General features: G+C 62.8%; 24 protein-coding genes, 1 tRNA gene and 1 pseudogene. 15 read left to right on the top strand and 11 right to left on the bottom strand.

Annotation, left to right across the window (positions count from 1 at the left end):
* Window positions 1-225: 225 nt before the first annotated feature.
* Window positions 226-1,023, bottom strand: a complete 798-nt coding sequence (locus tag BGRAMDRAFT_RS19275) for an endonuclease/exonuclease/phosphatase family protein (protein WP_006050488.1) — start codon at window positions 1,021-1,023, stop codon at window positions 226-228.
* A gap of 156 nt (window positions 1,024-1,179) precedes the next feature.
* On the bottom strand, window positions 1,180-1,728 hold the full coding sequence (locus BGRAMDRAFT_RS19270; RefSeq protein WP_006050487.1) for a hypothetical protein: 549 nt from the start codon (window positions 1,726-1,728) through the stop codon (window positions 1,180-1,182).
* Between the two features lie 290 nt (window positions 1,729-2,018).
* On the opposite strand from BGRAMDRAFT_RS19270, the gene BGRAMDRAFT_RS19265 reads away from it, so the two are divergent.
* The 4 genes and pseudogenes from BGRAMDRAFT_RS19265 to BGRAMDRAFT_RS35420 all read left to right on the top strand — a co-directional run.
* Window positions 2,019-2,996, top strand: a complete 978-nt coding sequence (locus BGRAMDRAFT_RS19265) for an AAA family ATPase (protein ID WP_029969498.1) — start codon at window positions 2,019-2,021, stop codon at window positions 2,994-2,996.
* A gap of 254 nt (window positions 2,997-3,250) precedes the next feature.
* The gene (locus tag BGRAMDRAFT_RS19260; protein WP_006050485.1) at window positions 3,251-4,357 is read left to right on the top strand and encodes an NAD(P)/FAD-dependent oxidoreductase; all 1,107 of its coding nucleotides are present in this window, start codon (window positions 3,251-3,253) and stop codon (window positions 4,355-4,357) included.
* Window positions 4,358-4,513: 156 nt separating this feature from the next.
* On the top strand, window positions 4,514-4,825 hold the full coding sequence (locus BGRAMDRAFT_RS19255) for a high-potential iron-sulfur protein (protein ID WP_006050484.1): 312 nt from the start codon (window positions 4,514-4,516) through the stop codon (window positions 4,823-4,825).
* 49 nt (window positions 4,826-4,874) lie between these two features.
* Window positions 4,875-5,124 (top strand): annotated as a pseudogene (locus BGRAMDRAFT_RS35420) (MFS transporter); the annotation flags it as partial.
* 33 nt (window positions 5,125-5,157) lie between these two features.
* Here the strand turns inward: BGRAMDRAFT_RS35420 and BGRAMDRAFT_RS19250 are convergent.
* A complete protein-coding gene (locus BGRAMDRAFT_RS19250) occupies window positions 5,158-6,723 on the bottom strand; it encodes an amidase (protein ID WP_006050483.1) in 1,566 nt (521 codons plus the stop codon).
* Between the two features lie 204 nt (window positions 6,724-6,927).
* Window positions 6,928-7,626 carry a dienelactone hydrolase family protein gene (locus tag BGRAMDRAFT_RS19245; protein WP_006050482.1) on the bottom strand — a complete coding sequence of 233 codons (699 nt, stop codon included), beginning with the start codon at window positions 7,624-7,626 and terminating at the stop codon, window positions 6,928-6,930.
* A 310-nt stretch (window positions 7,627-7,936) separates the two neighbouring features.
* Between BGRAMDRAFT_RS19245 and BGRAMDRAFT_RS19240 the strand changes: the two genes are divergently transcribed.
* Both BGRAMDRAFT_RS19240 and BGRAMDRAFT_RS19235 read left to right on the top strand, forming a co-directional pair.
* A complete protein-coding gene (locus BGRAMDRAFT_RS19240) occupies window positions 7,937-9,049 on the top strand; it encodes an NAD(P)H-dependent flavin oxidoreductase (protein ID WP_006050480.1) in 1,113 nt (370 codons plus the stop codon).
* Between the two features lie 468 nt (window positions 9,050-9,517).
* Complete coding sequence (locus tag BGRAMDRAFT_RS19235; RefSeq protein WP_006050479.1) at window positions 9,518-10,663, top strand: branched-chain amino acid ABC transporter substrate-binding protein; 1,146 nt, start codon at window positions 9,518-9,520, stop codon at window positions 10,661-10,663.
* 259 nt (window positions 10,664-10,922) lie between these two features.
* Here BGRAMDRAFT_RS19235 and BGRAMDRAFT_RS19230 read toward each other — a convergent pair whose 3' ends face one another.
* Window positions 10,923-12,134 (bottom strand): MFS transporter, encoded by a 1,212-nt coding sequence (locus BGRAMDRAFT_RS19230; RefSeq protein WP_006050478.1) that lies wholly within the window; start codon window positions 12,132-12,134, stop codon window positions 10,923-10,925.
* A gap of 281 nt (window positions 12,135-12,415) precedes the next feature.
* Between BGRAMDRAFT_RS19230 and BGRAMDRAFT_RS19225 the strand changes: the two genes are divergently transcribed.
* From BGRAMDRAFT_RS19225 to BGRAMDRAFT_RS19215, 3 genes are all read left to right on the top strand, one after another.
* Window positions 12,416-13,078, top strand: a complete 663-nt coding sequence (locus BGRAMDRAFT_RS19225; protein ID WP_006050477.1) for a HugZ family pyridoxamine 5'-phosphate oxidase — start codon at window positions 12,416-12,418, stop codon at window positions 13,076-13,078.
* A 395-nt stretch (window positions 13,079-13,473) separates the two neighbouring features.
* Window positions 13,474-13,776, top strand: coding sequence for an H-NS histone family protein (locus tag BGRAMDRAFT_RS19220; RefSeq protein ID WP_006050476.1), 303 nt, complete (start codon window positions 13,474-13,476; stop codon window positions 13,774-13,776).
* Window positions 13,777-14,101: 325 nt separating this feature from the next.
* Window positions 14,102-15,343: a cation diffusion facilitator family transporter gene (locus BGRAMDRAFT_RS19215; RefSeq protein ID WP_044021448.1), complete on the top strand. Its 1,242-nt coding sequence runs from the start codon at window positions 14,102-14,104 to the stop codon at window positions 15,341-15,343.
* A 186-nt stretch (window positions 15,344-15,529) separates the two neighbouring features.
* On the opposite strand, the gene BGRAMDRAFT_RS19210 is transcribed toward BGRAMDRAFT_RS19215, so the two are convergent.
* The 3 genes from BGRAMDRAFT_RS19210 to BGRAMDRAFT_RS19200 form a co-directional block, all read right to left on the bottom strand.
* Entirely contained in the window at window positions 15,530-15,988 is a 459-nt protein-coding gene (locus tag BGRAMDRAFT_RS19210) for an Lrp/AsnC family transcriptional regulator (protein WP_006050474.1), read from the bottom strand.
* A gap of 90 nt (window positions 15,989-16,078) precedes the next feature.
* Window positions 16,079-16,708 (bottom strand): 3'-5' exonuclease family protein, encoded by a 630-nt coding sequence (locus BGRAMDRAFT_RS19205; RefSeq protein ID WP_006050473.1) that lies wholly within the window; start codon window positions 16,706-16,708, stop codon window positions 16,079-16,081.
* A complete protein-coding gene (locus BGRAMDRAFT_RS19200) occupies window positions 16,705-17,349 on the bottom strand; it encodes an MBL fold metallo-hydrolase (RefSeq protein WP_006050472.1) in 645 nt (214 codons plus the stop codon). Before BGRAMDRAFT_RS19200 ends, BGRAMDRAFT_RS19205 begins: the two co-directional genes overlap by 4 nt.
* Window positions 17,350-17,993: 644 nt before the next feature.
* Here BGRAMDRAFT_RS19200 and BGRAMDRAFT_RS19195 point away from each other — a divergent pair.
* Complete coding sequence (locus tag BGRAMDRAFT_RS19195) at window positions 17,994-18,596, top strand: septal ring lytic transglycosylase RlpA family protein (RefSeq protein WP_374710149.1); 603 nt, start codon at window positions 17,994-17,996, stop codon at window positions 18,594-18,596.
* A gap of 148 nt (window positions 18,597-18,744) precedes the next feature.
* Here the strand turns inward: BGRAMDRAFT_RS19195 and rsmI are convergent, their stop codons facing one another.
* Window positions 18,745-19,623: a 16S rRNA (cytidine(1402)-2'-O)-methyltransferase gene (gene rsmI, locus BGRAMDRAFT_RS19190; RefSeq protein ID WP_006050470.1), complete on the bottom strand. Its 879-nt coding sequence runs from the start codon at window positions 19,621-19,623 to the stop codon at window positions 18,745-18,747.
* A gap of 37 nt (window positions 19,624-19,660) precedes the next feature.
* On the opposite strand from rsmI, the gene BGRAMDRAFT_RS19185 reads away from it, so the two are divergent.
* The 5 genes from BGRAMDRAFT_RS19185 (at window position 19,661) to BGRAMDRAFT_RS19165 (ending at window position 22,329) form a co-directional block, all read left to right on the top strand.
* The gene (locus BGRAMDRAFT_RS19185) at window positions 19,661-20,182 is read left to right on the top strand and encodes a YraN family protein (RefSeq protein ID WP_044021411.1); all 522 of its coding nucleotides are present in this window, start codon (window positions 19,661-19,663) and stop codon (window positions 20,180-20,182) included.
* A 255-nt stretch (window positions 20,183-20,437) separates the two neighbouring features.
* On the top strand, window positions 20,438-21,025 hold the full coding sequence (locus tag BGRAMDRAFT_RS19180) for a phosphoheptose isomerase (protein ID WP_006050468.1): 588 nt from the start codon (window positions 20,438-20,440) through the stop codon (window positions 21,023-21,025).
* Between the two features lie 25 nt (window positions 21,026-21,050).
* The gene (locus BGRAMDRAFT_RS19175; protein ID WP_006050467.1) at window positions 21,051-21,842 is read left to right on the top strand and encodes a BON domain-containing protein; all 792 of its coding nucleotides are present in this window, start codon (window positions 21,051-21,053) and stop codon (window positions 21,840-21,842) included.
* Window positions 21,842-22,189, top strand: a complete 348-nt coding sequence (locus tag BGRAMDRAFT_RS19170; protein WP_006050466.1) for a c-type cytochrome — start codon at window positions 21,842-21,844, stop codon at window positions 22,187-22,189. Before BGRAMDRAFT_RS19175 ends, BGRAMDRAFT_RS19170 begins: the two co-directional genes overlap by 1 nt.
* A gap of 64 nt (window positions 22,190-22,253) precedes the next feature.
* Window positions 22,254-22,329, top strand: a tRNA-Ala gene (locus tag BGRAMDRAFT_RS19165).
* A 370-nt stretch (window positions 22,330-22,699) separates the two neighbouring features.
* Here BGRAMDRAFT_RS19165 and BGRAMDRAFT_RS33245 read toward each other — a convergent pair.
* On the bottom strand, window positions 22,700-23,521 hold the full coding sequence (locus BGRAMDRAFT_RS33245; protein ID WP_006050465.1) for a hypothetical protein: 822 nt from the start codon (window positions 23,519-23,521) through the stop codon (window positions 22,700-22,702).
* Between the two features lie 11 nt (window positions 23,522-23,532).
* Window positions 23,533-24,450, bottom strand: a complete 918-nt coding sequence (locus BGRAMDRAFT_RS19155) for a ComEC/Rec2 family competence protein (protein WP_006050464.1) — start codon at window positions 24,448-24,450, stop codon at window positions 23,533-23,535.
* Between the last annotated feature and the right edge of the window lie 121 nt (window positions 24,451-24,571).

Raw genomic sequence — 24,571 nt, 5'->3', positions numbered from 1 at the left:
AAGCAGGCAAACGGGCGGAAAACCAGGCTCGGGAATGTGGGCGTTTGCCCGCTGCAACCACGCAACGAGTGACGTCGCGCCGAGGCTCGCGTTCGGCAGAAAGCGCATAGGCCCGGCCGGCGTCTGCATTTGTGTCTACGTGACCGGACGTTCGCAAGCGCAAACGCAATCGCATCGATCGAAAGCGCGCTTTTCGGCCCGCATGCCAAAGCACGCTCCGCGCCGTCACTCCACCCGCAAGCGCGCCATGTACGGCAAATGATCCGACAGCCACGCGGTTTCCTGCGTCGGCGGAATCCATTCGATCGGCTTCATGCCGCGCACGAACATTTTGTCGAGCGCGAGGGCGGGCGAAAAAGCGGGGAACGTGCGGCCCGCCTCGCCGAGCAGCGTGGCCACTTCATGCAGGCCGTGCTCGCCGAAAAGCGGCACCGAATCGTTGCGCCAGTCGTTGAAGTCGCCGGCCAGCACGAGCGGACCGTCCGGCGCTTCCTTCGCGATCCAGTGAGCGATCCAGTTCATCTGACGCAAGCGCGCCGAGCGCGTCAGCGCGAGGTGCGCGCACAGCAAGGTGACCGAGTGTCCGCCGAAGGTCGCGCGTGCGACCAGCAGCCCGCGTTTCTCGAAGCGATGCGCGGAAATATCCCAGCGTCCGCCGAGATCCAACGGATGCGGCGACAGAATCGCATTGCCGTGCCGCCACGACGGCTTGAACACGTTCGGCCCAAGCGCGATTTCCAGTTGCAGCGCCTGCGCGATTTCGGTTGCCTGGCAATGCCAGACATCGTTCAAGGGATCGGCGACGGGCGCGCCGAAGCTGCTCGCCAATACCGGCGACGGCATGCGGCGCGCCATCGCTTCCTGCAGAAAATAGGCGTCCGCGTGGGTCGACTGAACCCAGCGCTGCATGGCTTGCCAGGCTTGAAAGCCGAGCGGCGTGCGGCCCTTGTGAAGGTTCCAGCTCACCGCCACGAAATCCTTGGGTGCTGTGCTTTCGCGGATCAATTCTTCGGGGTTTCGCATGCCGCGTTATCCACGTGTTCTGTTTTCGGAGCTTCGATTGTTCATGCGTTGTTCGCGGGTCTCTCAGGTTGGCTCTTCAGCTTCGCTTTTCAACCCCGTCGACGGAACGCGCTTGCGCCTGATTTGCCGCGGGTTTGTCGCTGGCTCGCAGCGCAGTCAGTTCACCGCACTGGCCGCGCTCGCCGCGCTTGCCGCATTTGTCGCGCTTGCCGCATTGGCGCCATTCGTCAGATTTGCGCGGACGCGGTAGACGAGCGCCGGGTCTTTGTCGACGATCGTCCAGCTCGCCCATTGACCTGCCGCCACCTTCAGACCGGGATGGCTCGCGCTCACCTGGCGCGGCTGCGGCGGCAGTTTGCAGCCGGTGTCGGTCTGGCGCGCGGCGCTGTCCTCGAACGTTTCCTGCGCCTCGATGGAGAGCGTCACTTCGTTACTGTCCGCCTGCAGCGGCGACACCGTCAGCGTGCGCGCCAGGTCGATGCTGCCCGCCGGCTGATCCTTGCAGCCGACGTTGTGCTGCACCACCTTGTGATGCGTGTCCGTGCGCGCCTGGCCGACCGTGGTCGTGCCGTCGAAGGTGTCGATCTGCTGCCCGTTGAGCAGCACTTGCAGTTGCCATTGCACGACCTGCTGCTGCGGCCGCTGCTGCGCCTGTGCCAGCATCGAAGTGCCGATCAGCACGGCCGCGATAGACGTTTTCCACATAGAACGAATCTCCGGTGACTGCGTCCGGCAGCCTGGTCAGAGGGCCATCTTACGCCTGATGAGCGCAACGCTTTTCTGACACGTTAAACGGGGCCGGGTTCAGCAACAATCTATTTCGAAGCGCGCCGGTCGTGCTCGCTGCGCGCCTGGCGCGGCTTTGCAGCATAACCGGCTGTTAGCAGCAGAGCCGCCCGACTGCTGGCTTGCGTGCCGATCTGTCCTCGTTAAACTGGACCTGAAACGGCGTCCATCGGATGCCGCCTAGCAAGGCCAGTCAGACGGGGTGAGCAATGACAACAGCAATGGTCAGACAGGAAATCGCCGTAGCGTCTTTCAGTCAGGTGTACGACCTCGATCAGGTCGAGACCGCGCTGAACGATCTGAGCGAAGGCGCCAACGACGCGCTGCGCACAACCTACGAAAAGATGCTGAAAACCGGCAATCTGCGGTTCTGCGTGAAGCCGAACCGCATGCCGTCGATCGACGATCTGATCGACGCATTGCCGAACTTCGCCGATCCGCTCGACGACATCCGCAAGCAGGTCGCGCTCTGTCTCGAGACCGAGGACCGCCTGGAGCTGATGCCGATTCTGCTGCTCGGCGATCCCGGCATCGGCAAGACGCATTTTGCGAAGCAGTTAGCGCGCCTGCTCGGCACGGCTTATCAGTATGTCGCGATGAGCTCGCTGACGGCCGGGTGGATTCTTTCGGGCGCGTCGTCGCAATGGAAAAACGCCAAGCCCGGCAAGGTGTTCGACGCGCTCGTGAACGGCAGCTACGCGAACCCGGTGATTACCGTCGACGAAATCGACAAGGCTACCGGCGACTCGCAATACGATCCGCTCGGTGCGCTGTACGCGCTGCTGGAGCACGACACGGCGCAGAGTTTCATCGACGAATTCGCGGAAATTCCGATCAATGCCGGCCACGTGATATGGATTGCGACGGCGAACGACGCGCGCTCGATTCCCGAGCCGATCATGAACCGGATGAACGTGTATGAGATTCCGCCGCCGGATCGCGACGGCGCGCGCCGCATCGCGCAGTCCATCTACGCGGAGATCCGCGGCGCCCACAACTGGGGTCTGCGCTTTCCGGAGCAGCTCGGCGACGACGCGCTCGACGCGCTGAAAAACGCGTCGCCTCGCGAAATGCGCCGGGCGATTCTGAACGGCTTCGGCGCGGCGCGCATCGACGGACGCGACGAGATCGGCGGCGGCGACATCCGGCTCGACTTCGGCAACCGTCGCAGGCCGATCGGCTTCTAGGCAGCCACTGTCCATTCCCGCCAAAAAACTGCGAATGGCCGCACGATGCGCTGCCGCTGGAAACAGCGGGAGCGCATCGCCGTGCGCGCGGCGTCGTACAATTTGAGGCAGCGGTCGGATGACCGTTGTAAAACGGTCGCAAAACGGCAGTGCGTTCGGCAGCGAGCGGTGTACGGCGTTCGTTGGCCGCATGCTGTTGCCATCTACATGGATGAACGAGGCGGCGCGTAGCGAAGTCGGCTGCGTCGAGGGACATGGACCAGATCGAATGTGTCGTAATCGGCGCCGGCGTGGTCGGGCTCGCGGTGGCGCGTGCGCTCGCGGCGCGCGGGCGCGAAGTGATCGTGCTCGAAGCCGCCGAGGCAATCGGCGTGGGCACGAGTTCGCGCAACAGCGAAGTGATTCACGCGGGCATCTACTATCCGCGCGGCTCGCTGAAGGCAACGCTATGCGTGCGCGGCCGCGAGATGCTTTACGACTATTGTGTCGAGCGTAACGTGCCGCATTCGCGCTGCGGCAAGCTGCTCGTCGCGACGTCGAACAATCAGATTCCGCAGCTCGACAGCATCATGGCCAAGGGCCGCGACAACGGCGTGCTCGACCTGATGCGCATTACGGGCAGCGAGGCGCAGGCGCTCGAACCGGTGCTCGAATGCGTGGCGGCCGTGTTCTCGCCGCAGACAGGCATTGTCGACAGTCATCAGTTGATGCTGGCCTTGCAAGGCGACGCCGAGCGCGACGGCGTGATGTTCGCGTTCCATTCGCCGGTCGAGGCAATCGAAGCGGGCAATGGCCGCTTCATCATCAAGGTCGGCGGTGATGCGCCAACCACGATCAGCGCCGCTTGCGTGATCAACAGCGCCGGGCTGCACGCGAACGCGCTGGCGCGCAAGATTCGCGGACTCGACGCGCGCCATGTGCCGCCGCTCTACCTCGCGCGCGGCAACTACTTCAGCATCTCCGGACGCGCGCCGTTTAGCCGCCTGATCTATCCGATGCCGAACGAAGCAGGACTCGGCGTGCATCTGACGATCGACCTTGGCGGCCAGGCGCGCTTCGGTCCGGACGTCGAATGGGTCGATGCCATCAACTACGACGTCGATCCCCAGCGCGCCGAATCTTTCTACGCAGCGATTCGCGCTTACTGGCCCGCGCTGCCGGACAACGCGCTGCAGCCGGCTTACGCGGGAATCCGTCCGAAGCTGTCGGGCCCCGGCGAACCCGCCGCCGATTTCGTGATCCAGGGACCGGCCGCGCATGGCGTGCGCGGACTCGTCAATCTGTTCGGCATCGAATCGCCGGGACTCACGGCTTGCCTGGCGATCGCGCAGCGAGTGTGCGAATTGAGCGGCCGCGCATGAGCGCACGCGGTTGCGCTTCACGCGGCGCGGCCCGATGTCGTTGCGATTCGCTTATCTCTATCATTTGACCCGTCACCTGAGACGGCTTCATTGCTATCCTTGGGGACCGCTGTCATCAGAACGGCGATCAGTTCAATATAAATGGAGTGAGTCCCCATGAAAGCTTCCCGTCGCACGTTTTTGATTTCCAGTATCGGCGTGGCCTCGTCGCTGGCACTGTCCCGCCAGGCATTCGCCGATGCACCGAAGGTCGCAGAAAGCGACCCGACCGCACAGGCGCTCGGCTACAAGGAAGACGCCAGCAAGGTCGACAAGGCGAAGTTCGCCAAGTACGCACCGGGCCAGGACTGCGGCAATTGCAGCTTCTATCAGGGCAAAGCGAGCGATCCGTACGCGCCGTGTCCGATGTTCGCCGGCAAGCAGGTTGCGGCGAAGGGCTGGTGCAGTGCGTATAACAAGAAGGCCTGATCGCGTGGTTCTCACGCTGCCTTCATGCGTTGGCTGAAGTGCGCTGCAATATGACGGGCAGTTCGGCGCGCTGATCGCCGAACTGTTCCCCTGCGGATTTGCGCTGCACGGGTTTATCGTTGGTCTACCGCATTGCCGTGACGATGTTCGGCGGCTTTGGACCGTTCGTCGTCACGTCGCTTACCGAGGCGAGCGGCTCGCCGCTCCCACCGACTTATTACTTGATGCGCGGACTGGCTGCGTCGATCGTCGCAGTGGCTTGCATGCCGGGCCATCGTCACGTCGATGCCGACGCACGCGCGACGCAAACCGTTCACCTCACATCGCACCGCCTAGCTGCGCGCCTTGATCAGCGGCGGACGCTTGTCGAACCACGGCCGTGCCGCTTCGAGTTGCGCGGCAAGGCGCAGCAGCGTGGCTTCGCGGCCGTCGCGGGCCGCGAACTGCACGCCAACGGGAAGTCCGCGCGCATTCCAGTAAAGCGGTATCGACATGGCCGGCTGGCCGCTCAGATTGAAGAGTTCGGTGCAGCCCGCCCACGCAAACGCCTTGTTCGATGCCTCGGCGAGCAGCTTCTTCATCAGCGGCTCGAGCGGCATCGCGCTGACTGCGCGCATCTGCATGCGCTCGGCCTGCGTCGGATGCATCTCGCCGATCTTGATGGGCGCCGCGGCGAGCGTCGCGCAGAGGATCACGTCGTAGCAGCTCAGCAGATCGGTCAGACGTTCGGTGATGCGGCGCTGTTCTTCGAGCGCCCCGGGCAGGCCGCGCTCACCGAGCTTGCGGCCCACGTGCGCCATCGCCCACGTCGAGATTTCGAACTCGTCGCGTGACGGCTTGCGTCCGGTGATGCGCTCGGCGTTCAGCACGAGGTCTTCCGCCGTCACGGACCACAGCGTGAGGAACGCGTGCCTGACCGCGTCGAAATCGATCCCGAGCGAAACAGGCTCGATGTTGTGTCCCAGCGAGCTTGCAAGTTGCGCGGCGTCTTCGAGCGCGGCGCGTGCATCGGCGGAAAGCGACGGGGCGAGCATCGGCTCGGTCACGTACGCAATGTTCAGCGGTTTGCACGGCTCGCGGCTCGCGCCGAGAAACGTACCCGGCGCGCCGAGCGGACGGGCCGCGTTGCCCGCGAGCAGGTCGAGCAACACCGCGCTGTCGCGCACGCTGCGCGAGATGGCGTGATCGACGCCGAGTTCGCCGGCCGCGACCGCGGCGGGCATGCGCGGCACGCGTCCACGCGAGGGCTTGAGCCCGAACAGTCCGCAGCACGACGCGGGGATGCGGATCGAGCCGCCGCCGTCCGATGCATGCGCGAGCGGCACGATGCCCGCCGCGACTGCCGCCGCCGCACCGCCGCTCGAGCCGCCGGGCGTATGGTCGAGATTCCACGGATTACGGCACGCACCGAATAGTTCGGGCTCCGTATAAGGCATTTGACCGAGCTCGGACGTGCTCGTCTTGCCGAAGATGTTGAGGCCCGCCGCTTTGGCGAGTGCGACGACCGGCGCGTCGTCGGTGGGAATGAAGTGGCGATAGTGACGGCTGCCCATCGTCATGCGCAGGCCCGCGACGGCGGCGCCCAGATCCTTGATCAGATACGGCACGCCGGCGAGCGCGGTCTGCGCGGTTTGCGGGCTGTCGGCGTCCGCGCCATTTGCGCCATTTGCGCCGTTTGTACCGTTGATGCCGTTCCCGCCGTTCGCCATGCTCGCGTCGTAACGCGACGCGCGTTCGCGGGCGGCCTCGTAGTCCTTCAGCACGATCGCGTTGATCGCGGGATTGACCGCTTCCGTGCGCGAGATCGCTGTGTCCAGCAACTCGCGCGCGCTGGCTTCGCGAGTCCGCACGAGTTCGGCCAGGCCGAGGGCGTCATGGGCGAGATAGTCTGATAGCACGGCGGAAAGGACCTCGCTGGCGGATGTGGAATGTCCATCGTCGATGCACGCAAGCGGCGGCGCGGCGGCACAGCTACGCCGTGATTTGCCGCCGCGTGCATCGACGCGAAAAGAGCGGGCGCGCCGCCCTTCAAGCGTAACCGACTCGCGCGCCGCCGCGGCGAGCCTATCGCGTCAGTGCATGACTTGCGTCACTTACCCGACTTACAACCGCTCGCCGAGGAACGTCAGCGTGCGGCCATGCGCGAGCGCGGCGGCGCGCTGGTTGTACGACGCACGGTCCGAACAGTTGAAGCCGTGATCCGCGTTCGGATAGATGTGGAACTCGGCATCGGTGCGGCCGGCAAAGCGCTCCTGAATCTGACCGACGGCCGACAGCGGAATATGCTGGTCGAGTTCGCCGTAGTGAAACTGCATCGGCACCTTGACCTTCGCGGCTTCGTCGAGCTTGTTCTGAATGCCGCCGCCGTAGTAGGCGACCGCGGCGTCGACGCTGCCGCGCGCGGCCGTCAAATATGCAAGCAGTCCGCCGAAGCAGAAGCCGATCGCGGCGATCTTGCCGGTGACTTCGGGCATCGCGCGCAGCGCCGCGGCCGTTGCGCCGATGTCGTCGGCGGCCTGGTTTGCGTCGAGCTTCTGCATCAGTTCGACGCCCTTCGCGCGGTCCGCGCCTTCATACGTCAACTCGACGCGCGGCTGCACGCGCCAGAACACGTCGGGTGCGAGCGCGACGTAGCCGTCTTGCGCATATTGATCCGCGACCGAGCGGATATGGCTGTTCACGCCGAAGATTTCCTGAATGATGATGACAGCCGGTCCCTTGCCGCTTTTGGGCAGCGCGAGATAGCCGCCGAACGTGTCGTTGCCGGCGGGAATGTCGATCCATCGCGAAGTGATGCTCATGGTGTCCTCCGTAATCGCGCGCGGTCGCGCGAATGAATTGAGTGGGCGAGTTGAGACAAAACGAATGCAAGAGGCGCGAATGCCTGAAGCGGGCGGTCAGTGTGCCACCAAAAGAAAGCCGGTGCAGGCACCCCCGGCAAAGCCTTGCGAACAGCCTTCGAAAGCCCGTTCGACGGGCATCGTCAAGGCAATCTCATTGGACGATCCGAACGTTCTCGATTATTCATTTTCCTGTTGCGCGTCGCGCCGGTAGAGTCCACGGTAAGGTCTCGCGGGGATGGCGAGCGGATTGCGCGAAGGAGAATCGATCATGAGTGAAGGCAGTTTTGTGACGCCGTTTGCCGAGCGTTTTGGCTTGCGTGTGCCGGTCGTGCAGGCGCCGATGGCGGGCGCCACGACGCCCGAGTTGGTCGCGGCCGTGTCGAATAGCGGCGGCCTCGGCACGCTGGCCGGTGCGGCGCTGTCGCCGGAGAAAATCGCGAGCGACGTCGCGGCGATTCGCGCGCTGACGGATCGCCCGTTCGGCGTCAATCTGTTCGTGCTGCAGCCTGCCGCGCCCGACGACGCCACCGTGCGCCGCGCGCTCGAAGCCATCGACCCGGTGCGCGCGGACCTAGGTTTGCCGCCGGGCCGGCCGCTCGAACGCTACGCGCCGGATTTTCGCGCGCAGTTGGAGGCGCTGATCGAATCGCGTGTGCCGGTGGTCAGCTTCACGTTCGGGCTGCTGTCACGCGAAGACGTCGCGCGGCTGCAGGCGAACGGTCAATATGTAATCGGCACCGCGACGCATGTTGCGGAAGGCGTCGCGTGGCGCGACGCGGGCGCCGATGCGATCGCCGCGCAGGGTTCGGAGGCGGGCGCGCATCGCGGCACGTTCATCGGTTCATTCGAAGAAGCGCTGGTCGGCACGATGGCGCTCGTGCCGCAACTCGTCGACGCAACCGGACTGCCGGTGCTCGCCGCCGGCGGCATCATGGACGGACGGGGAATCGTCGCCGCGCTCGCGCTCGGCGCGCAAGCCGCGGTCATGGGCACCGCGTTCCTGACTTCCCGCGAAAGCGCGATACCGCAGGCATGGAAAGACCGGCTGCGCTCGATTTCCGACACGTCGACTTCGGTGACCTACGCGATCACTGGCCGCCACGCGCGCGGCATCCGCAATCCGCTGATGCAGCGCCTGAGCGAAGCGCCGCAGAAGATCGCGCCGTATCCCGTGCAGAACGCATTGACGCAGGAGTTGCGTCAGACGGCCGGCCGCGCGCAGAACGGCGATTATCTGTCGCTGTGGTCGGGGCAAGGTGCGCCGCTCGGCCGCTCGCGGCGCGAGGACTTCGGCGCGGCAGAACTGATGGCCCAACTCGACGACGAATGGCGTGCGGCAAGCGCCGGCATCGCGGCGTTCGTCGCTGGATTTAAACGCTGAACCGCGACGAGTCAGGACGCGTGCCGCCCCCGCTTGCGGCGCGCGTCGTTTTCAAAAAAAGTGCCGGCCGCTCGAATCCATTTCGACGTATTCCGCCTCATTCGAACCATTAACGGTTTGACTCGCTAAAACCTTTAGCGCTTACTCGCCGATGCGTTGCTCATATAGCGGAAACCCGCATGGGCCGGTGCTTTCCAGCCCGCGACGCAAGCCGGAAGCCGGCGCCACTGGATAAACGCTATTAGTGTTCATCCCACTTCCTCAAAAAAGTCCCACAAATTAATTTGATAGCCTACACTTGCGCGCAAGTACGGGTTGCCGCCTGTCACAAACAGTCCGGCAGACGTACTGGCCAAGTGCATGAACGATGCAACCGGCGTGGTCGTCCACGGGACTGAGCGACACGTGTTGGGGAAGCGGGGGCACAGGGCGATTACGTTGTTTTTGGGACCGAAACTGGAGACTTACATGAACATCAAGATTCAAAAGCTGTTGCCGATCAGCGCTGCGGCGATGCTGTTCGCGACGTTGGCAACATCGGCTGCAGCCGACACGGTCGTCAAGATCGGTCACGTTGCACCGCTGACTGGCGGTATCGCTCACCTGGGGAAAGACAACGAAAACGGCGCACGCCTCGCGGTTGAAGAAATCAACGCGAAGGGCCTGACGATCGGCGGCCAGAAAGTCACGCTGCAACTCGACGCACAAGACGACGCAGCCGACCCGCGTACTGCTACGCAAGTCGCGCAGAAGCTGGTCGACGACAAGGTTGTGGCAGTGGTCGGCCACCTGAACTCGGGCACGTCGATTCCGGCTTCGAAGATCTATAGCGATGCAGGCATCGTGCAGATCTCGCCGTCGGCAACGAACCCGGCCTACACGCAGCAAGGTTTCAAGACGACGTACCGCGTCGTTGCGACCGATGCGCAACAAGGTCCGGCACTCGCTAACTATGCAGCCAAGGGTCTGAAAGTGAAGAGCGTCGCGATCGTCGACGACTCGACCGCTTACGGCCAGGGTCTCGCGAACGAATTCGAAAAGACCGCAAAGTCGCTGGGCCTGAACGTGATGTCGCATGACGCGACGAACGACAAGGCTGTCGACTTCCGCGCGATTCTGACGAAGATCAAGGGCGAAAACCCGGACGCGATCATGTACGGCGGCATGGACGCCACCGGCGGCCCGTTCGCGAAGCAAGCCAAGCAGCTCGGCCTGCGCGCGAAGGTGCTGGCAGGCGACGGCGTGTGTACCGACAAGCTGTCGGACCTCGCTGGCGACGCAACCGACAACATCGTCTGCTCGGAAGCCGGCATGGCGCTCGAGAAGATGGAAGGCGGTTCCGCGTTCCAGGCGAAGTACCTGAAGCGTTTCGGTCAGCCGATCCAGATTTACGCTCCGTTCACGTATGACGCTGTATACATCATCGTCGACGCAATGAAGCGCGCTGGCTCGACCGATCCGTCGAAGATCCTCGCTGCAATGCCGAACACCGACTACAAGGGTGTGATCGGCCAGACGACCTTCGACTCGAAGGGCGATCTGAAGCACGGCGTGATCTCGCTGTACAACTACAAGTCGGGCAAGAAGACGCTGCTCGACGTGGTGAAGATGTAATACCGCATGGGTGCGGGCAGCTTGCGCTGTCCGTGATCGCATGATTGGAAAGGCACGCGTACCTTCGGTCGCGTGCCTTTTGTTTTGGGGTGGGGTTTGGTGCTCGGCGTCAGCCGTGTTGGTCGCGTTGCGTGCGTCGGGCGCGTTGCCCGCGTTGCTTGCGTTCTAAGAGGAGTAACGGCTATCGCAACCAACGCGACCCGGCGCCTCCACCCCACCCAATCCGCGAAACTGGCGAGGGCGCCGCTGCGCCTGGCCGCTAAATCTTCAGCCGCTGCAGCACCTTCGGCCCCGTGATCGCAATCAGCGCGCAGCACACTGCGACCACGGACAGTCCGATCGACAGATTCGTCACCTGCGCCACCGCGCCGATCAGGACCGGCCCAAACAGCATCCCGAAGTAAGCCAGCCCGGCGACGTGCGCGAGCCCTTCGGCAGCGTGGATGCCTTTCACGCTCGCGGCGGCCGCGAACAGCACCGGCATCATGTTGGCGAGACCAAGGCCCATCAGCGTGAAGCCGGTCAGCGCCGCGACCGGCGTCGGCACCAACAGCGCGCCGATCATGCCGGCAAGCGCCAGCGTCGCGCTGGCCATCACCAGTTGCGGAGCGCCAAAGCGCGCCCGCACCGCGTCGCCGGCAAAACGCGCGGCTGCCATGCCGCCCGAAAACGCGGCATACGCGGCGCTCGCGGCGGCCGGCGAAGAGAGGACGACATCGCGCATATAGACGGTCGCCCAGTCGTACATCGCGCCCTCGGCGATCAGCGCGACGAGCGCGACCGTGCCGAGCGCCCACAACGCGGGCGAGCGCCAGCGGTTCGCACGCGGCGTCGCCGAGTCGGGATGTTCGTCGTGCGGCACGTGCGGCAACACGGAAGGGCAGGCCGCGATCAGCACGAGCGCGCTGACGGCCGCGGCCAAGCCGAGATGCACGGCCGGCGCCATCCCATGCGCGAGCAGCGCGCCGCCGACAGCCGCGCCGACCATACCGCCGACGCTGAACATGCCGTGCAACGACGACATGATCGGTTTGCGCAGCGCCTTTTCGACGGCGCTCGCTTCGGCGTTCATCGCGACGTCGAGCGTGGCCATGCCCGCGCCGAATAGGGCCAGCACGGCCAGCAGCATCCAGTAGAACGGCACCACGAGGATCAACGCGACGCAGACCGACATCACGAGCCCGCCGGTGAGGCAGGCGCGGCGCGTGCCGACGCGCGCAATCCACGACGCGTTCGCGGCCATCGCGCCGATCGAGCCGCCGGCAACCGCGAGAAGCGCGACCGACAGCAAGGCGGGACTCAGTTGGAAGCGGTCGCGCACGGTCGGCACATGCACGCCCCACGAGCCGTACACCATCCCGGCGATGAAAAACAGCGCCATCGTCGCGATGCGCGCTCGCTGACGCGCGGTGTCGGACAGGTTCCGGTGAGCGGCGGGGATGGCGGCGAAGTCGGTGGAGCGATCGGACACGGGAGTCTCGTGAGGAGGAAGATGCGGAAGAAAGCGCACTGAAAGCGAATTTCCGATTCTAACGAAGGGCGCTGTCTTATGCTTGAATCCACGGAATTGCGCTTTCGCTGGATTCGTCGCGCGTTGGCAGACGGTTCACGGATGTGCGCGCCCAGCGACTCACGAATCCGCGAATCCACGAGGTGCATGCAATATATATTGGCGGGCAGCCGGCATTGCACGTCACGCCAATCCGCGCATCACGGACGGCAAGAATTCGCTCATCGACGAAAGGAAGACACTTGAACATTCCCGCACAAGCTCCATTGCACCTGTTGCATACCGCCGCGGTCGGCACGCTGGCGACGCACGCACGCCAGCCCGAAGGCTTCCCTTATCCGTCGGTGCTGCCGTTTGCGCCTGATGAACAGCATCGGCCGACGATTCTGGTGAGCCGGCTCGCCGAGCACACGCATAATCTGCACGCCGATCCGCGTGCCGGCTTTCTCGTCGTCGATGCGCCGGACGGCGACGTGCTCAACGGTCAGCGCGTCACGTTGCTCGGCACTTTCGAACCGGTCGACCCGGCGCCCGAACTTGTCGCACGTTATCTGCGCTATCACCCGGACGCGGAGCGCTACCTCGTCCTCGGCGACTTCACGTTCTGGACGATGAAGCTCGACCGCCTGCGTTATATCGGCGGATTCGGCGCGATGGGCTGGCTCGGCGGCGATGAACTCGACCCGCTGCCGGTGCTTGAGCACGACGAGGAAGACGCGCTGATCGGCGAATTTGCCGACGCAGTGTCCGACGCCTGCGGCTACCGGCTAATCGGCGTCGACAGATATGGCGTCGATTTGCGGCAAAACGGTCTGCGCAAACGTTTCGCATTCGAAAGCGCGAAGCTGGACATGGAAACATTGCGTGCGGCGCTAGAAGATTGCATTCGACGGCGGGCCAATTAGGCGTTTATTGCCTATTCGGGAAAACCTTATCGCCGAAAACGGTGGGCCCAAAGTGCTTCAAATATGTGCCGACATTTCATGTCGAAGCTCTCATGCAATGAAATGTTTGCTTGCGGAAACTGTCTTAATTTTCATGCGCTGATAATTAATCCCATATTTACCGATTCGCGCGACGCTTCGTCTGCAAAAAACGCGGAGTGGCTAAATGAAAGCTGACGCGTGACAGCGCCTCGCCGCGAAAGTTTTTGAAACGGACAAGTATTAGTTTTACGCGGACGCGTTTGTAGTCTTTCTATTTTGTGTTAATCTCGCGTTCAAATTCCGAGGCATGAACACCTTCAAAGGGCAAGCCGGCTTAAGACTGGCAGTCGTTAATCCAAACCACAAGGGAACCTATGTCTTCCTACAAGGAACTACTCGCGCAGCGAGAGAAGCTGGAAAAGCAGATCGAAGAGGCGAAGTCGCGCGAATACGCGGAAGTGCTGAACGAAATCAAACAGAAAATGGCCGACTACGGCATTTCGCTGAGCGAACTCGGCGGCGGGCGCGCGCCCAAGGGTGCAAAAGCCGCTCGTCCGCGTGCCGGCGTTGCGCCTAAATATCGTGACCCGGAAAGCGGCAGCACGTGGTCGGGCCGCGGCAAACCGCCGCGCTGGATTGCGGGCATGGATCGCGACAAGTTTCTCATTCAGAAGTAATCAGGCGCCAGGCTTACTGAGTGCTTGCCCGGAATTAATCAGGTGTAATGCCTCTCGCATGTGTAGCATTAACGTAATACGAATGAGGCTCGCGTCGCGAGTGCGCTGGACTCATTCACTAAGGCCGCGCAGTTTCCAGGCGCGGCTTTTTTGTCGTCCGTTCAAATCGTGTGTGTGCCACGCGCACTGCCGCTTCGCGCAATTCGAATGCGAATGCTTTTCGTTTTCATAAGCGATTGATTCTAAAAGATGTTTGTTGGCGTGGGCGCTCATTCTTAAGACCGGACGGGTAGAATGGAGAGGTTGAACACCCACCGCTTCCATGATGCCTTCCGCCGCCATTGAGTCCGCTGAAAAACACCGCGTCGCGCGCAAAAGTACGTTTGTCAGTATTGCGCTGAATACGGTATTGATGGCGCTGCAAATCGCCGTCGGTGTGTTCGCGCACTCGCAGGCATTGGTGGCTGACGGCATCCACTCTCTCGCCGATCTCATTTCCGATTTTGTCGTGCTGTTTGCCAATCGGCACAGCGGCGCAAAGCCGGATGCCGATCACAATTACGGCCATAGCCGTTACGAAACGGTCGCATCGCTCTTTCTCGGCGCGCTGCTGATTGCGGTCGGCTTCGGCATGTTATGGCGTGCCGGTACGCGTCTCGCCGATCTCGAGAGCATCCCCGCCGTTCATCTGAGCGCGCTTATCGTGGCCGTGCTCGTCCTCGTCTCCAAAGAGGGACTGTTTCGCTACATGCTGCGGGAAGCTCAGCGCGTGCGTTCGGCCATGCTGATCGCGAATGCGTGGCATGCGCGCTCGGACGCGGCGTCGTCGCTGGTGGTTGCGCTCGGTATTCTCGGCAGCCTTGCGGGCGTGCGGCTGCTCGATCCGATCGCGGCGGCGATCGTCGGTTTCATGGTGGCGCGCATGGGCTGGATGTTCGGATGGGACGCGCTGCAGGATCTGTCCGACCGCGCGCTCGACGATGCCGCCACCGCCGACATGCGCGCGCTGCTGCTGTCCACGCCAGGCGTGCGCGACGTCCACGAATTACGCACGCGGAAAATGGGAGATTTCGCGCTTGTCGACGCGCATATTCTGGTCGATCCGCTCATCTCGGTTTCCGAGGGGCACTACATCGCGGAGACTGCGCGCCTGCGCGTGCTGAACGACAGCCGCGTGCTGGACGCGCTGATTCACGTCGATCCCGAGAACGATGCCGTCGCGCATCCGCCCGTCGGTTTGCCGCCGCGCGAGCGGATCGTCGCGGACGTCAACGCGGCATTGGCCGCCGGCGGCGTGAAGGCGGCCGCGGTCAACATTCATTATCTGAGCACGGGGCTCGACGTCGAAGTCGTGCTGCCGGCGCTGCCTTCGCATGGGTCCGGCAAGGGCGACGCAGAGGGGCTCGAGCGCGTGGATCTCGCCGCGCTCAAGCGCCGGCTCGGTGCGCGCAAGCTGGAGGTGTTACGCGAGGTGAGCACGCCGTCGACGCAAAGCGGTTCGTCCACGCAGGCGGGCGCTACGGGCCATGGTCGTCGCCGTACCACAGTGCCGCATGGCACTAACTGAGGCTTGAGAGCAACGCAACGCGCGGCGGGCCGCGTCGCCATGCCGAACGGCGCTCTTGATGGATTGCGGCGGCTCGCCGGCGCATCATCGGCGGATTGCGGACCATCAGGCGCATCACACGTGCACCTCTGGCACACCGACGCGCATCAAACCCCATCGAAGCGAAGCGCATCAAAGCGCATCCCCTCAAAGCGGCAACTGCGTATCGAACTTGATCTCGCGCAGCACGACGCTCGTGCGCACTTGCGCCACCGCGGGAATCTTGAAGATGCGTTCGTGCAGAAACGTGTCGTACGCCTTGATGTCCGGCGCGACGATCTTGAGGATGTAATCGGATTCGCCGGTCGTGCTGTAGCACTCGGTGACTTCCGGGCAGGTGGCGATCTCCCGCTCGAACTGTTCGACGCCGCCTTCGGTGTGACGCGTGAGGTGAATGTGCGCGAGCGCGCACACGTGCAGCCCCAGTTTTTCGCGATCCAGCAGCGCGGTGTAGCGCTGGATCACGCCCGACTGCTCCATGTCCTTGATGCGCCGCCAGCATGGCGTGCTCGACAGGCCGACCTGATCGGATATTTCCTGCACCGAACGGCGTGCATCTAACTGCAAAAGGCGCAGAATTTTTTGAGAGAACGTATCGAGTGTCAACTGCGCCTCCGTTTGCGTCGCCGTATCACCGCATGGTAGAGGGCGCGAAAACGAAACGCAATGCAAAACGCCTCCCGCGAGGGAGATTACCTAATTTGCCGGTTCCTCAGCGGGATTTTGTCCTGAGGCGTCCCCTTCTTGCGCCGACGCAAGGCTGGCGGCCTGCATCGTGCGCAGATCCTTCAGCATGTTGCAGAAAAGTGCGCCCTGTTCGATGGCGTCATCGAGCGCGACGTGCGTGTGCGGATGCTCGTCGAACCAGTGTTTCGGAAAGCGCGGTTTGATGTTCTTGCGATACGGCAGGCCGGTCATCGCGAAGGCGAGCGTCTTGATGTCGAGCGCCGACCACGAAAACGGGCAGCGGCCGACAAAGCGCATCATGTACCAGAACATGTACGTAAAGTCGAAGCCGGCGGGCATGGCGACGAACACCGGCTTGCCGGGCAGCGCCTCGACCCAGTCGACGTAGGCCGCGAGCGCCGCGTCCGGACGCTGCAAGTCGGTACGGCAGGCCGCCCACGCCTCGGGCTGCGTCTTCCACCACGCTTCCTGCACCGGATGGGGCGCCGCGCCGTCGAGCAATTCCAGATTGGCGGAGAACGTGGCGATCAGCTGCTTGTCCTCCGTGTAGGCGGCCGAGGCGAAACTCAGCATCGAATGCGGGCCGGGAATCGGGCCGTCCGCTTCGACGTCGGTACTGACATAGATTTCGCTGCTCATGCGGCGACTCCGTCGGCGACATAGGGATTGCTGCGACGCTCCGCGCCGAACGTCGACGTGGGACCGTGGCCCGGCACGAACGTGACGTCGTCGCCGAGCGGCCAGAGTTTTTCGCGGATCGAGCGGATCAGATCGGCGTGGTTGCCGCGCGGAAAATCCGTGCGGCCGATGGAGCCCGCGAAGAGCACGTCGCCGACCAGCGCGAGCCGATGCGCGCGGCTGAAGAACACGACGTGGCCCGGCGTGTGGCCGGGGCAGTGATAGACCTCGAGCGTTTCATCGCCGAACTGCACGGTGTCGCCGTCGTCGAGCCAACGGTCGGGCTCGAACGCCTGCGCAGCCGGAAAGCCGAAGCGCGTGCTTTGATCCGGCAGCTTGTCGAGCCAGAAACGTTCGTCCGGATGCGGGCCTTCGATCGGCACGCCGTAATGCGTGGCCAGCGTCTTCGCGCCGGCGCAGTGGTCGATATGGCCATGCGTCAGCAGCACTTTTTCGACGCTCACCTTCTGCCGCGCGATCTCGCCTTGAATGATGTCGAGATCGCCGCCCGGATCGACGACGGCCGCGCGTCCGGTCGCCTCGCAAACGAGCAGCGAGCTGTTTTGCTGGAACGGCGTAACGGGGATCAAGGTGACTTTCATGGATGACGGCGCCGCAGTGAAAACGTTGATTGTACCGGCGTCTTTCCGGCGCGCGCCGAGGCTTGTCGCCTCCCCGCAAACGCCGCGCCTGCGGCTTTTGTCTGTCGATTCTTGCAGCAATGGTGAAGATTCATCAAGGTTTTCAGTCGCTTAGCAACGCAGACTTCTGTTTTGGGTATAATGGACCCCATGCACGAGGAATCGTGCTGCCACAAGGCGATGCGTCCCCATCAAAAATGGGCGCGCGGATCGCCACTCAAGTAAGGGCCGTCGCGGTATGACGGCCATCAGGTATCGATGCATTCGATGCACACGTCTTGCCCAGCCAGGCGCCGCGCGCCTGCTACGACTTTAACGGTCGTGACGCTGGGTGGGGCCTACGCCGCCGTTCCTGCGCGCTGAACTTTCGCGCGCAAGAACGTGTTTGCCACGTTCGATGGCGGCATGTGGGGTCTGGTCAGGCTGCCGGGGACAGGTTGCGCCAGACGTGAAAATTAACCGTGCGGTAGCGGCTCAGTGAGCTGCATCCGGGCTTCGACGTACTGCGCTCGTCTGCGCGGCGCGTTGTCGTCCTTTGCCGCCGGAGTCGCAGGCAACACGCTCAACTTCGCGTGATGCGGCTCGACAATGTGATTGCACGTCTTATGAAAACTCGGTTATCCCGTAGTCTGGGGACTCTTTTCGCCTTTTTTGTGCTGGCCGGTTGCGCCACGCCGCCGGGGGCCGACAACAGCGTTGCAAACGCTGTGCCGCTCCGCACAAAAAACGCGCAAGCAGCGTCCTTCGGACCGCAAGCCTACGGCAGCGCGCCGGCCTCGGACGTCGCCGTCCAGGGCTCGTCGCTGGCCGACGCCAAACCGCTCACCGATGACGGCACCGACGTGTCGGACTTTCATCAGATCGGCCGCGCCTCCTGGTATGGCCGCGGTTTCCATGGCCGCCGCACCGCGAATGGCGAACGTTACGACATGCACGCGCTGACTGCCGCGCATCGCACGCTGCCCCTCGGCTCATATGTGCGCGTGACGAATCCCGCCACGTCGCGCTCGGTCGTCGTGCGAATCAACGACCGCGGTCCGTATGCGCGCGGCCGGGTGATCGATCTGTCGATGGCGGCGGCGAACGTGCTCGATATGCGCCACGCCGGCACGGCGCGCGTGAAGATCGAAGGTTTGACGCAGGAAGAAGCGCGCGCCGCACGCGACGAAACGCTGGCGTCCAACTCGGGATCGACTGCGCAGAAATGATTTTGCGGCGGCGCTTTGGGCGCTGCCTCGCATGACGAACAGCCACGCTGCTGCGTGTAAATGCAAGAAGGGCCGCTCATCGGTATGAGCGGCCCTTTTGTTTTGCGTGACGTATCCCGCTGTGCTTGCGGCGCGGCCGCTTCGCGCGTCAGTCCTCTTCTTTCTTGAGCTCGAGCGCGCGCGTGTACAACGCGTTGCGCGACGCGCCGGTGATCGCCGCCGCTATTTTGGCCGCGCTGCTCACCGTCAATTCTTCGAGCAGCGTTTCGAGCAACGCATCATGATCGTGTTCGCCGGCCGCTTCCTGCTGCGCGCCTTCCACTACCAGTACGAATTCTCCGCGTTGCCGGTTTGGATCGGCGGCGAGCCACGTTGGCCCTTCGGCCAGGGTGCCGCAATGCAGCGCTTCGTGTAACTTCGTCAGTTCTCGCGCGATCAGCAGCTTGCGCTCGCCGCCCAACGTATCGGCCAGCGCCTGCACCGTTTCGACGATGCGATGCGGCGCTTCGTAGAAGACCAGCGCATGCGGATGATGGGCGAGCCCCTGAAGTGTGGCGGCGCGCGCTTTGGCTTTCGGCGGAAGAAAGCCGAGGAACGAGAACGTCGCGACCCAGTCGCCCGCCGCGCTCAGTGCGGTGGCAAGCGCGCTTGCGCCCGGCAGCGGAACGACCGCAAAGCCCGCTTCGCGCGCTGCATCGACGAGCTTTGCGCCTGGGTCCGAGATGCCGGGCGTGCCTGCGTCGGACACATACGCCACCCGCTCGCCCGCCTGCAAATGTTCGACGATGCGTTGCGCCGCGGCTCGCTCGTTGTGCTGATGGACGGCGATGAGCGGCTTCGAGATTCCATAGCGCGCGAGCAACTGACCCGTGTTGCGCGTGTCTTCCGCGGCGATGCGGTCGACGAGACCGAGTACGTGCAGCGCGCGCAGCGTGATGTCGGCGACGTTGCCGATCGGCGTGGCCACCACATACAGCGCGGCGGCAGGGTACTGCTGTCCTTGCGCGAGTTCGGAGAGAGAAGTCATGAGGCAGAAAACGCAGACGGACGGAATGAGGCCGTCATTGTGCCACGCAGGGGCACCAGGTCCTGGCGGCGTGCGTGCTCGGAGCGCGTCTCGCTCGAAGCAGGAGCAGGAGCAGGAGCAGGAGCAGGAGCAGGAGCAGGAGCGTAGGCCGCCAAAACCGCATGCGCCCATGCGCGACAACTTTTCCACGCAACCCGGGTCCAAGCTCGTCGGCGCCGCTTTCGAAGCACACGCGCAGGAGTTTCTGCAGCGCCAGCGTTTGCGGTTGGTCGCGCGCAATGTGTCGTGCCGCGGCGGCGAAATCGATCTGGTCATGCGCGAGCGCGATGGCGCACTGGTCTTCGTCGAAGTCCGGGCGCGCGCTCAACGCAAGTATGGCGGCGCCGCGGCGAGCATCGGGTGGCAGAAGCGGCAGCGGATCGTGCGCGCCGCGCAGCATTACCTCGCGACGCAGGTGTCGCAGCAAGGCGCCCAGCCCGCTTGCCGCTTCGACGTGATTGCCTTCGAAGCGGGGCGGCTCGTGTGGCTGCGCGATGCTTTCCGCGCCGACGAAGTCTGACGCAATGCGCGGACAACGCGTGTTAGTGCGATAAACTTGCGCTCGCGTGCGAGCTACGGGGCGGCGGACGACATGCGGCATAACAGTGCTCCGTACAGCGCATTTCGCGAGGTGTTCTTCGGATTCACGTATGTCGCGTCACGCGTTGCGTAACACGTTCACCGCAGCGGCACGGCAGGCTGCACGACTTCATTCATACGACTTCACAACATGGCTGCGCATTGCGGCCCACTCGCGGTAGAAGATAGAGACTCGATGTCAGTCGAACGCATTCAACAACACTTCCGCGATAGCGCGGCAGTCAAACTCGAAGCCCTGGAAACCTTGTCGATGCCGATCGCTGCAGCGATCGACACGATGTTCGCCGCGCTTGCCAACGGCAATCGCATTCTTTCTTGCGGCAATGGCGGCTCGGCCGCCGACGCGCAACACTTCGCCGCGGAACTGATTGGCCGCTTCGAGCGCGAGCGGCCCGGCTTGCCGGCCGTCGCGCTCAGCACCGATACGTCCGTGCTTACCGCGATCGCCAACGACTACTCGTTCGAGCAGATTTTCTCGAAGCAGGTATGGGCACTCGGACAGCCGGGCGATGTGTTGCTCGCGATCAGCACGTCCGGCAATTCCGCGAATGTGATCGCCGCGATCGAAGCTGCGCATGAGCGCGAAATGATCGTCGTCGCGCTGAGCGGAAAAGGCGGCGGACGCATGCAGGAAATACTGAGCGATACCGACATCCACGTGTGCGTGCCGTCGGATCGCACCGCGCGTATCCAGGAAGTGCATTTGCTGACCATCCATTGTCTGTGCGACGGCATCGATGCCATGTTGCTGGGCGAAGACTGAGAACGATCCGAAGGAGAGCTAGTTGATGAGCGTATTCCGCGTCAAGAAGACACTGGTGAGAACCGTGCTGGTGGTGGGTTTTGCGGCGGGGTTGTCCGCGACGTTGCAGGGTTGCTTTCTCGCCGTTGCGGGCGCGGCGGGCGGCGGCGCGTTGATGGCTACCGACCGGCGCACGCTCGGCGCGCAGACCGAAGACCGCGAGATTCAGGTGAAGGCGCTTTCGCAGACGAGCCAGAACCTGCCGGACTCGGCGCACGTCAACGTGACGGTGTTCAATCGCCGCGTGCTGCTGACCGGCGAAGTCGCGGGGGACGCGTCGAAGCAGCGCGCAGAGAGCATCGTGCGCGGACTGAACAACGTGAATACGATCGTCAACGAACTGGCGATCATGCCCGCGAGTTCGTTCTCGTCGCGCACGAACGACACGTATCTCGAGACGCGCGTGAAAACGGCGCTGATCGCCGAGAAGGATATTTCGGCGAACGATTTCAAGGTCGTGGCCGAGCGCGGTTCGGTGTATCTGATGGGCCTCGTCACGATGGATGAAGGCAATCGCGGCGCGGACGTCGCGAGCCGGGTGCCGGGCGTGACGCAGGTCGTGAAGGTGTTCCAGTACATCCAGCCGCAGGAAGCCGCTGCGGCGGCCGCTGCTGCGGCAACGGCTCCGGTCGCCGCGTCGCAGCCCGACGCGAGCGCGGCGACGGTGGGCGCGATTCCGGATTCGTCGGTGAGCGCGCGGCCGCTTGAACAGCAGGCGCCGGCGCCGGTCACGAATTCGAACGCGGTGCATCCGGGCAATCCGAAGGCGCCGCAGTGATGCGTGGGGTTGGCGGTGTTTTTATGGCGTTGATGGCGGGCTCGGTGGCGCTTGTGTTTGCATCTCAAGCGTTTGCCGCCGATGTACCCGCTGGTCAGCGTGTCGCGAATGCGAATGCGTGCATGGGCTGCCATGCGGTGGATCGCAAGCTGGTCGGCCCGTCGTTCCAGCAGATCGCCGCCCGGTACAAGGGCGATGCGCAGGCGGCCGGAAAATTGGCGCGCAAGGTGAAGGACGGCGGCTCGGGCGTGTGGGGCATGATTCCCATGCCGGCGCATCAGTCGATGAGCGATGCGGATGTCCGTACTGTAGTCGGTTGGGTGCTTGCGGGGGCGCCGTCGAAGTGAGGTTTTGTGGCCCGTTGCGGCTTGGCAAAACCGAAAAGGGCTGTGCTAGAATTGTTTCGATAGTGGGGGGGTAGCTCAGCTGGGAGAGCGTCGCGTTCGCAATGCGAAGGTCGGGAGTTCGATCCTCCTCCTCTCCACCAAAGGTTTCGCATCTCATTGAATGGCATGAATCAGGAACCATAACTTTGCATCAGATGCAGAGATATGCTTCCTACTACAAAGTGCAAAATAACGCTTCCATAACAAAGCCGGCCTTGTGTCGGCTTTGTTGTTTCTGTGTGCGGAGCGGGGGCAGGAGCGGCGTTCTGGCGGCTAATCCTCGAATTGGCCAAGCAAGAAGCGATTGTCTGGATAGCGTAGGAGGTGCCATGCTCGATGACATTCATCGTCCCTCGCAAAGCTACGTCGACCGAGGCTTCAGCGAGTTCGCAAGAACGACAACTGACTTCCGGTTGCAACGGTAATCCCACGACGGTAACCGCATTCAAACTGGCCAACAGCTTGCTGCGTTCACTTCGGATCGACTGAGGTTGCTGTAGGCTCGTCGGAACCTCTGCGCTTCGGCCGGGTGCGAGCAGGTTTCTTCGGTAACTCCTCCAACGCCTCCCATAGCCGTTTTGCGTAGCACACGCCTGCAAACCAAGTAGTGTCAGCCGTGAAGTGACGAGACCACAGGGCCGAAAGCACAAATGACACAAGGAGCACAAGAAAATGCGCGAGATTCAGGCTCGGATAAGTCAAATATGGCGCTTGCAAGTGCACGATGCCGCCGTGCAGTATGGTTGCGATCATCGTTGCCACGGCGATGCTGAACCCAATCCAACGTGAACCGTACGCATTCCGGTTAAATCCGTAAGCGACCAATTCCTTATAGATGAAGGGAAAGCGCTTGCGGTCATTAGTGAGCGGCCGCAGCGCATCTGCCGCTGCCGCATACGCTTCGTCTGCCTGGATGGGATGTTGCTTTTCGTCCTCCAAACTTGGTATGACGATTCCCAGCCGCAAAGCGACAAGACCGTGGTAACGAAGTTTAGTTTGCTGAGGCAAATGCGAATCACCATGCCTCAGCAGTAGCGTTGACGGTTGTCCTCCCCATCGACGATATAGGCCCTCCTGCGCTCGCACCCCCCGCGTACGAACGAAACTGGACAAAAAGTAAGGGCCGCCGCAAGTCGCAAGCACACTGCTAAGCCCCACGATGATCGGACTCTTGGTGCCATATAGCAGCGTGAGGTACGTGATCGCCGGGAGAAGTAGCAGCAAACCGGGAAAGAGCCGCGCGCGCAGTTCGTACGGGTCAAGCATCTTTGCGAAGATTTGAGTCCAGTTCATCGTCATCACCTTTATGCGGCCTTCACTTGCAGCGTGTACTCGGTTTCAACGGTGATGCTGCCGATGTAGTTGTCGAAGGTGTCCCCCCTGCCTTCGTCGACCAAGTGATCTACCGTGTAGGCGGGATTCGAAACATAGAAATGGACTTTGTTGTCGACGCACTCCATCGTGACGTCGCCAGCGCAGTTTTGGGTGATCGTGTTGTAGCCGGTGTAATAGTGCAGGTGACGCGAAGGAGCCTCGCCGATGATAATGATCTGGGGGTCCAATTTTTCGAGCCACGAGTCGGGGATTTTCCCGGATTCCCGCCCGTGGTGCGATGCGAAGACGATGGTAGTCTTCTCCAAGTGGATATGGTCGGTAATTTTTTCCATGAACTCGTGCTCCAGGTCACCCAGCCACATGACACTTGCACCGTCTGCGACCTTATATCGAATGACGGCTGAGATGTTGTTGTAGCTCTCGCCGGCGTTGCATGCCGCAAGCACACTCTTGAAATCCTGATTGCCGGTGTCCGGCCACAGGACATTGATGCCCGAACTATCCCGGTCGGTATCGGAAAGATTCATCCACTTGCGAGTACACCCCTTGTACATATAGAAGGCCTTCGTCGCGTCATCGCGGAGCGAGCGATAGCGCTTGAATGACTCGGTCTCCACCTCCTTGATCGCTTGGTTTTTGACCACGTAGAAGTTCGTGATCGGCACTTCATCGTTCAAGAGCTCAATTCCACCGAAGTGATCCTGATCGGGATGCGTCGAGATGAAGCGAGTGATTCCCTTGTCGAGGGACTCACGCTTGAGCTCCTTGATGCGAAACGGAGCAGTTGCGGCAGTAAGGTTACAGTCGATAATGGTGAAGTTATCGCTGTTGTGTTTGATGTAGAACATGTCGCCGTTTGCCACGGCGAAGCTTTTTACGATCGACATTGGATTTCCTTGGTACGAGTGGACGCCCTTGAACGTTGTCTCGGGTCTGAGCAGCTCCCTACAGTCGAAGGGAGCCGACGACACCCACTCAATTCGCGGACTTGATAAACTTCGCCATGGG

The organism is Paraburkholderia graminis C4D1M (assembly GCF_000172415.1).
Lineage (GTDB): Bacteria > Pseudomonadota > Gammaproteobacteria > Burkholderiales > Burkholderiaceae > Paraburkholderia > Paraburkholderia graminis.
This window is presented reverse-complemented; position numbering and strand designations above follow the sequence as displayed.

Bases quoted from the DNA above. Each gene is read 5' to 3' on its own strand.
- rsmI (WP_006050470.1), bottom strand. From the start codon at position 19,623: ATGACTTCTCTCTCCGAACTCGCGCAAGGACAGCAGTACCCTGCCGCC.
- BGRAMDRAFT_RS19180 (WP_006050468.1), top strand. From the start codon at position 20,438: ATGTCAGTCGAACGCATTCAACAACACTTCCGCGATAGCGCGGCAGTC.
- BGRAMDRAFT_RS19235 (WP_006050479.1), top strand. From the start codon at position 9,518: ATGAACATCAAGATTCAAAAGCTGTTGCCGATCAGCGCTGCGGCGATG.
- BGRAMDRAFT_RS19205 (WP_006050473.1), bottom strand. From the start codon at position 16,708: ATGAGCAGCGAAATCTATGTCAGTACCGACGTCGAAGCGGACGGCCCG.
- BGRAMDRAFT_RS19170 (WP_006050466.1), top strand. From the start codon at position 21,842: ATGCGTGGGGTTGGCGGTGTTTTTATGGCGTTGATGGCGGGCTCGGTG.
- BGRAMDRAFT_RS33245 (WP_006050465.1), bottom strand. From the start codon at position 23,521: ATGAACTGGACTCAAATCTTCGCAAAGATGCTTGACCCGTACGAACTG.
- BGRAMDRAFT_RS19260 (WP_006050485.1), top strand. From the start codon at position 3,251: ATGGACCAGATCGAATGTGTCGTAATCGGCGCCGGCGTGGTCGGGCTC.
- BGRAMDRAFT_RS19175 (WP_006050467.1), top strand. From the start codon at position 21,051: ATGAGCGTATTCCGCGTCAAGAAGACACTGGTGAGAACCGTGCTGGTG.
- BGRAMDRAFT_RS19220 (WP_006050476.1), top strand. From the start codon at position 13,474: ATGTCTTCCTACAAGGAACTACTCGCGCAGCGAGAGAAGCTGGAAAAG.
- BGRAMDRAFT_RS19215 (WP_044021448.1), top strand. From the start codon at position 14,102: ATGCCTTCCGCCGCCATTGAGTCCGCTGAAAAACACCGCGTCGCGCGC.
- BGRAMDRAFT_RS19275 (WP_006050488.1), bottom strand. From the start codon at position 1,023: ATGCGAAACCCCGAAGAATTGATCCGCGAAAGCACAGCACCCAAGGAT.
- BGRAMDRAFT_RS19195 (WP_374710149.1), top strand. From the start codon at position 17,994: ATGAAAACTCGGTTATCCCGTAGTCTGGGGACTCTTTTCGCCTTTTTT.
- BGRAMDRAFT_RS19200 (WP_006050472.1), bottom strand. From the start codon at position 17,349: ATGAAAGTCACCTTGATCCCCGTTACGCCGTTCCAGCAAAACAGCTCG.
- BGRAMDRAFT_RS19240 (WP_006050480.1), top strand. From the start codon at position 7,937: ATGAGTGAAGGCAGTTTTGTGACGCCGTTTGCCGAGCGTTTTGGCTTG.
- BGRAMDRAFT_RS19245 (WP_006050482.1), bottom strand. From the start codon at position 7,626: ATGAGCATCACTTCGCGATGGATCGACATTCCCGCCGGCAACGACACG.
- BGRAMDRAFT_RS19155 (WP_006050464.1), bottom strand. From the start codon at position 24,450: ATGTCGATCGTAAAAAGCTTCGCCGTGGCAAACGGCGACATGTTCTAC.
- BGRAMDRAFT_RS19265 (WP_029969498.1), top strand. From the start codon at position 2,019: ATGACAACAGCAATGGTCAGACAGGAAATCGCCGTAGCGTCTTTCAGT.
- BGRAMDRAFT_RS19270 (WP_006050487.1), bottom strand. From the start codon at position 1,728: ATGTGGAAAACGTCTATCGCGGCCGTGCTGATCGGCACTTCGATGCTG.
- BGRAMDRAFT_RS19255 (WP_006050484.1), top strand. From the start codon at position 4,514: ATGAAAGCTTCCCGTCGCACGTTTTTGATTTCCAGTATCGGCGTGGCC.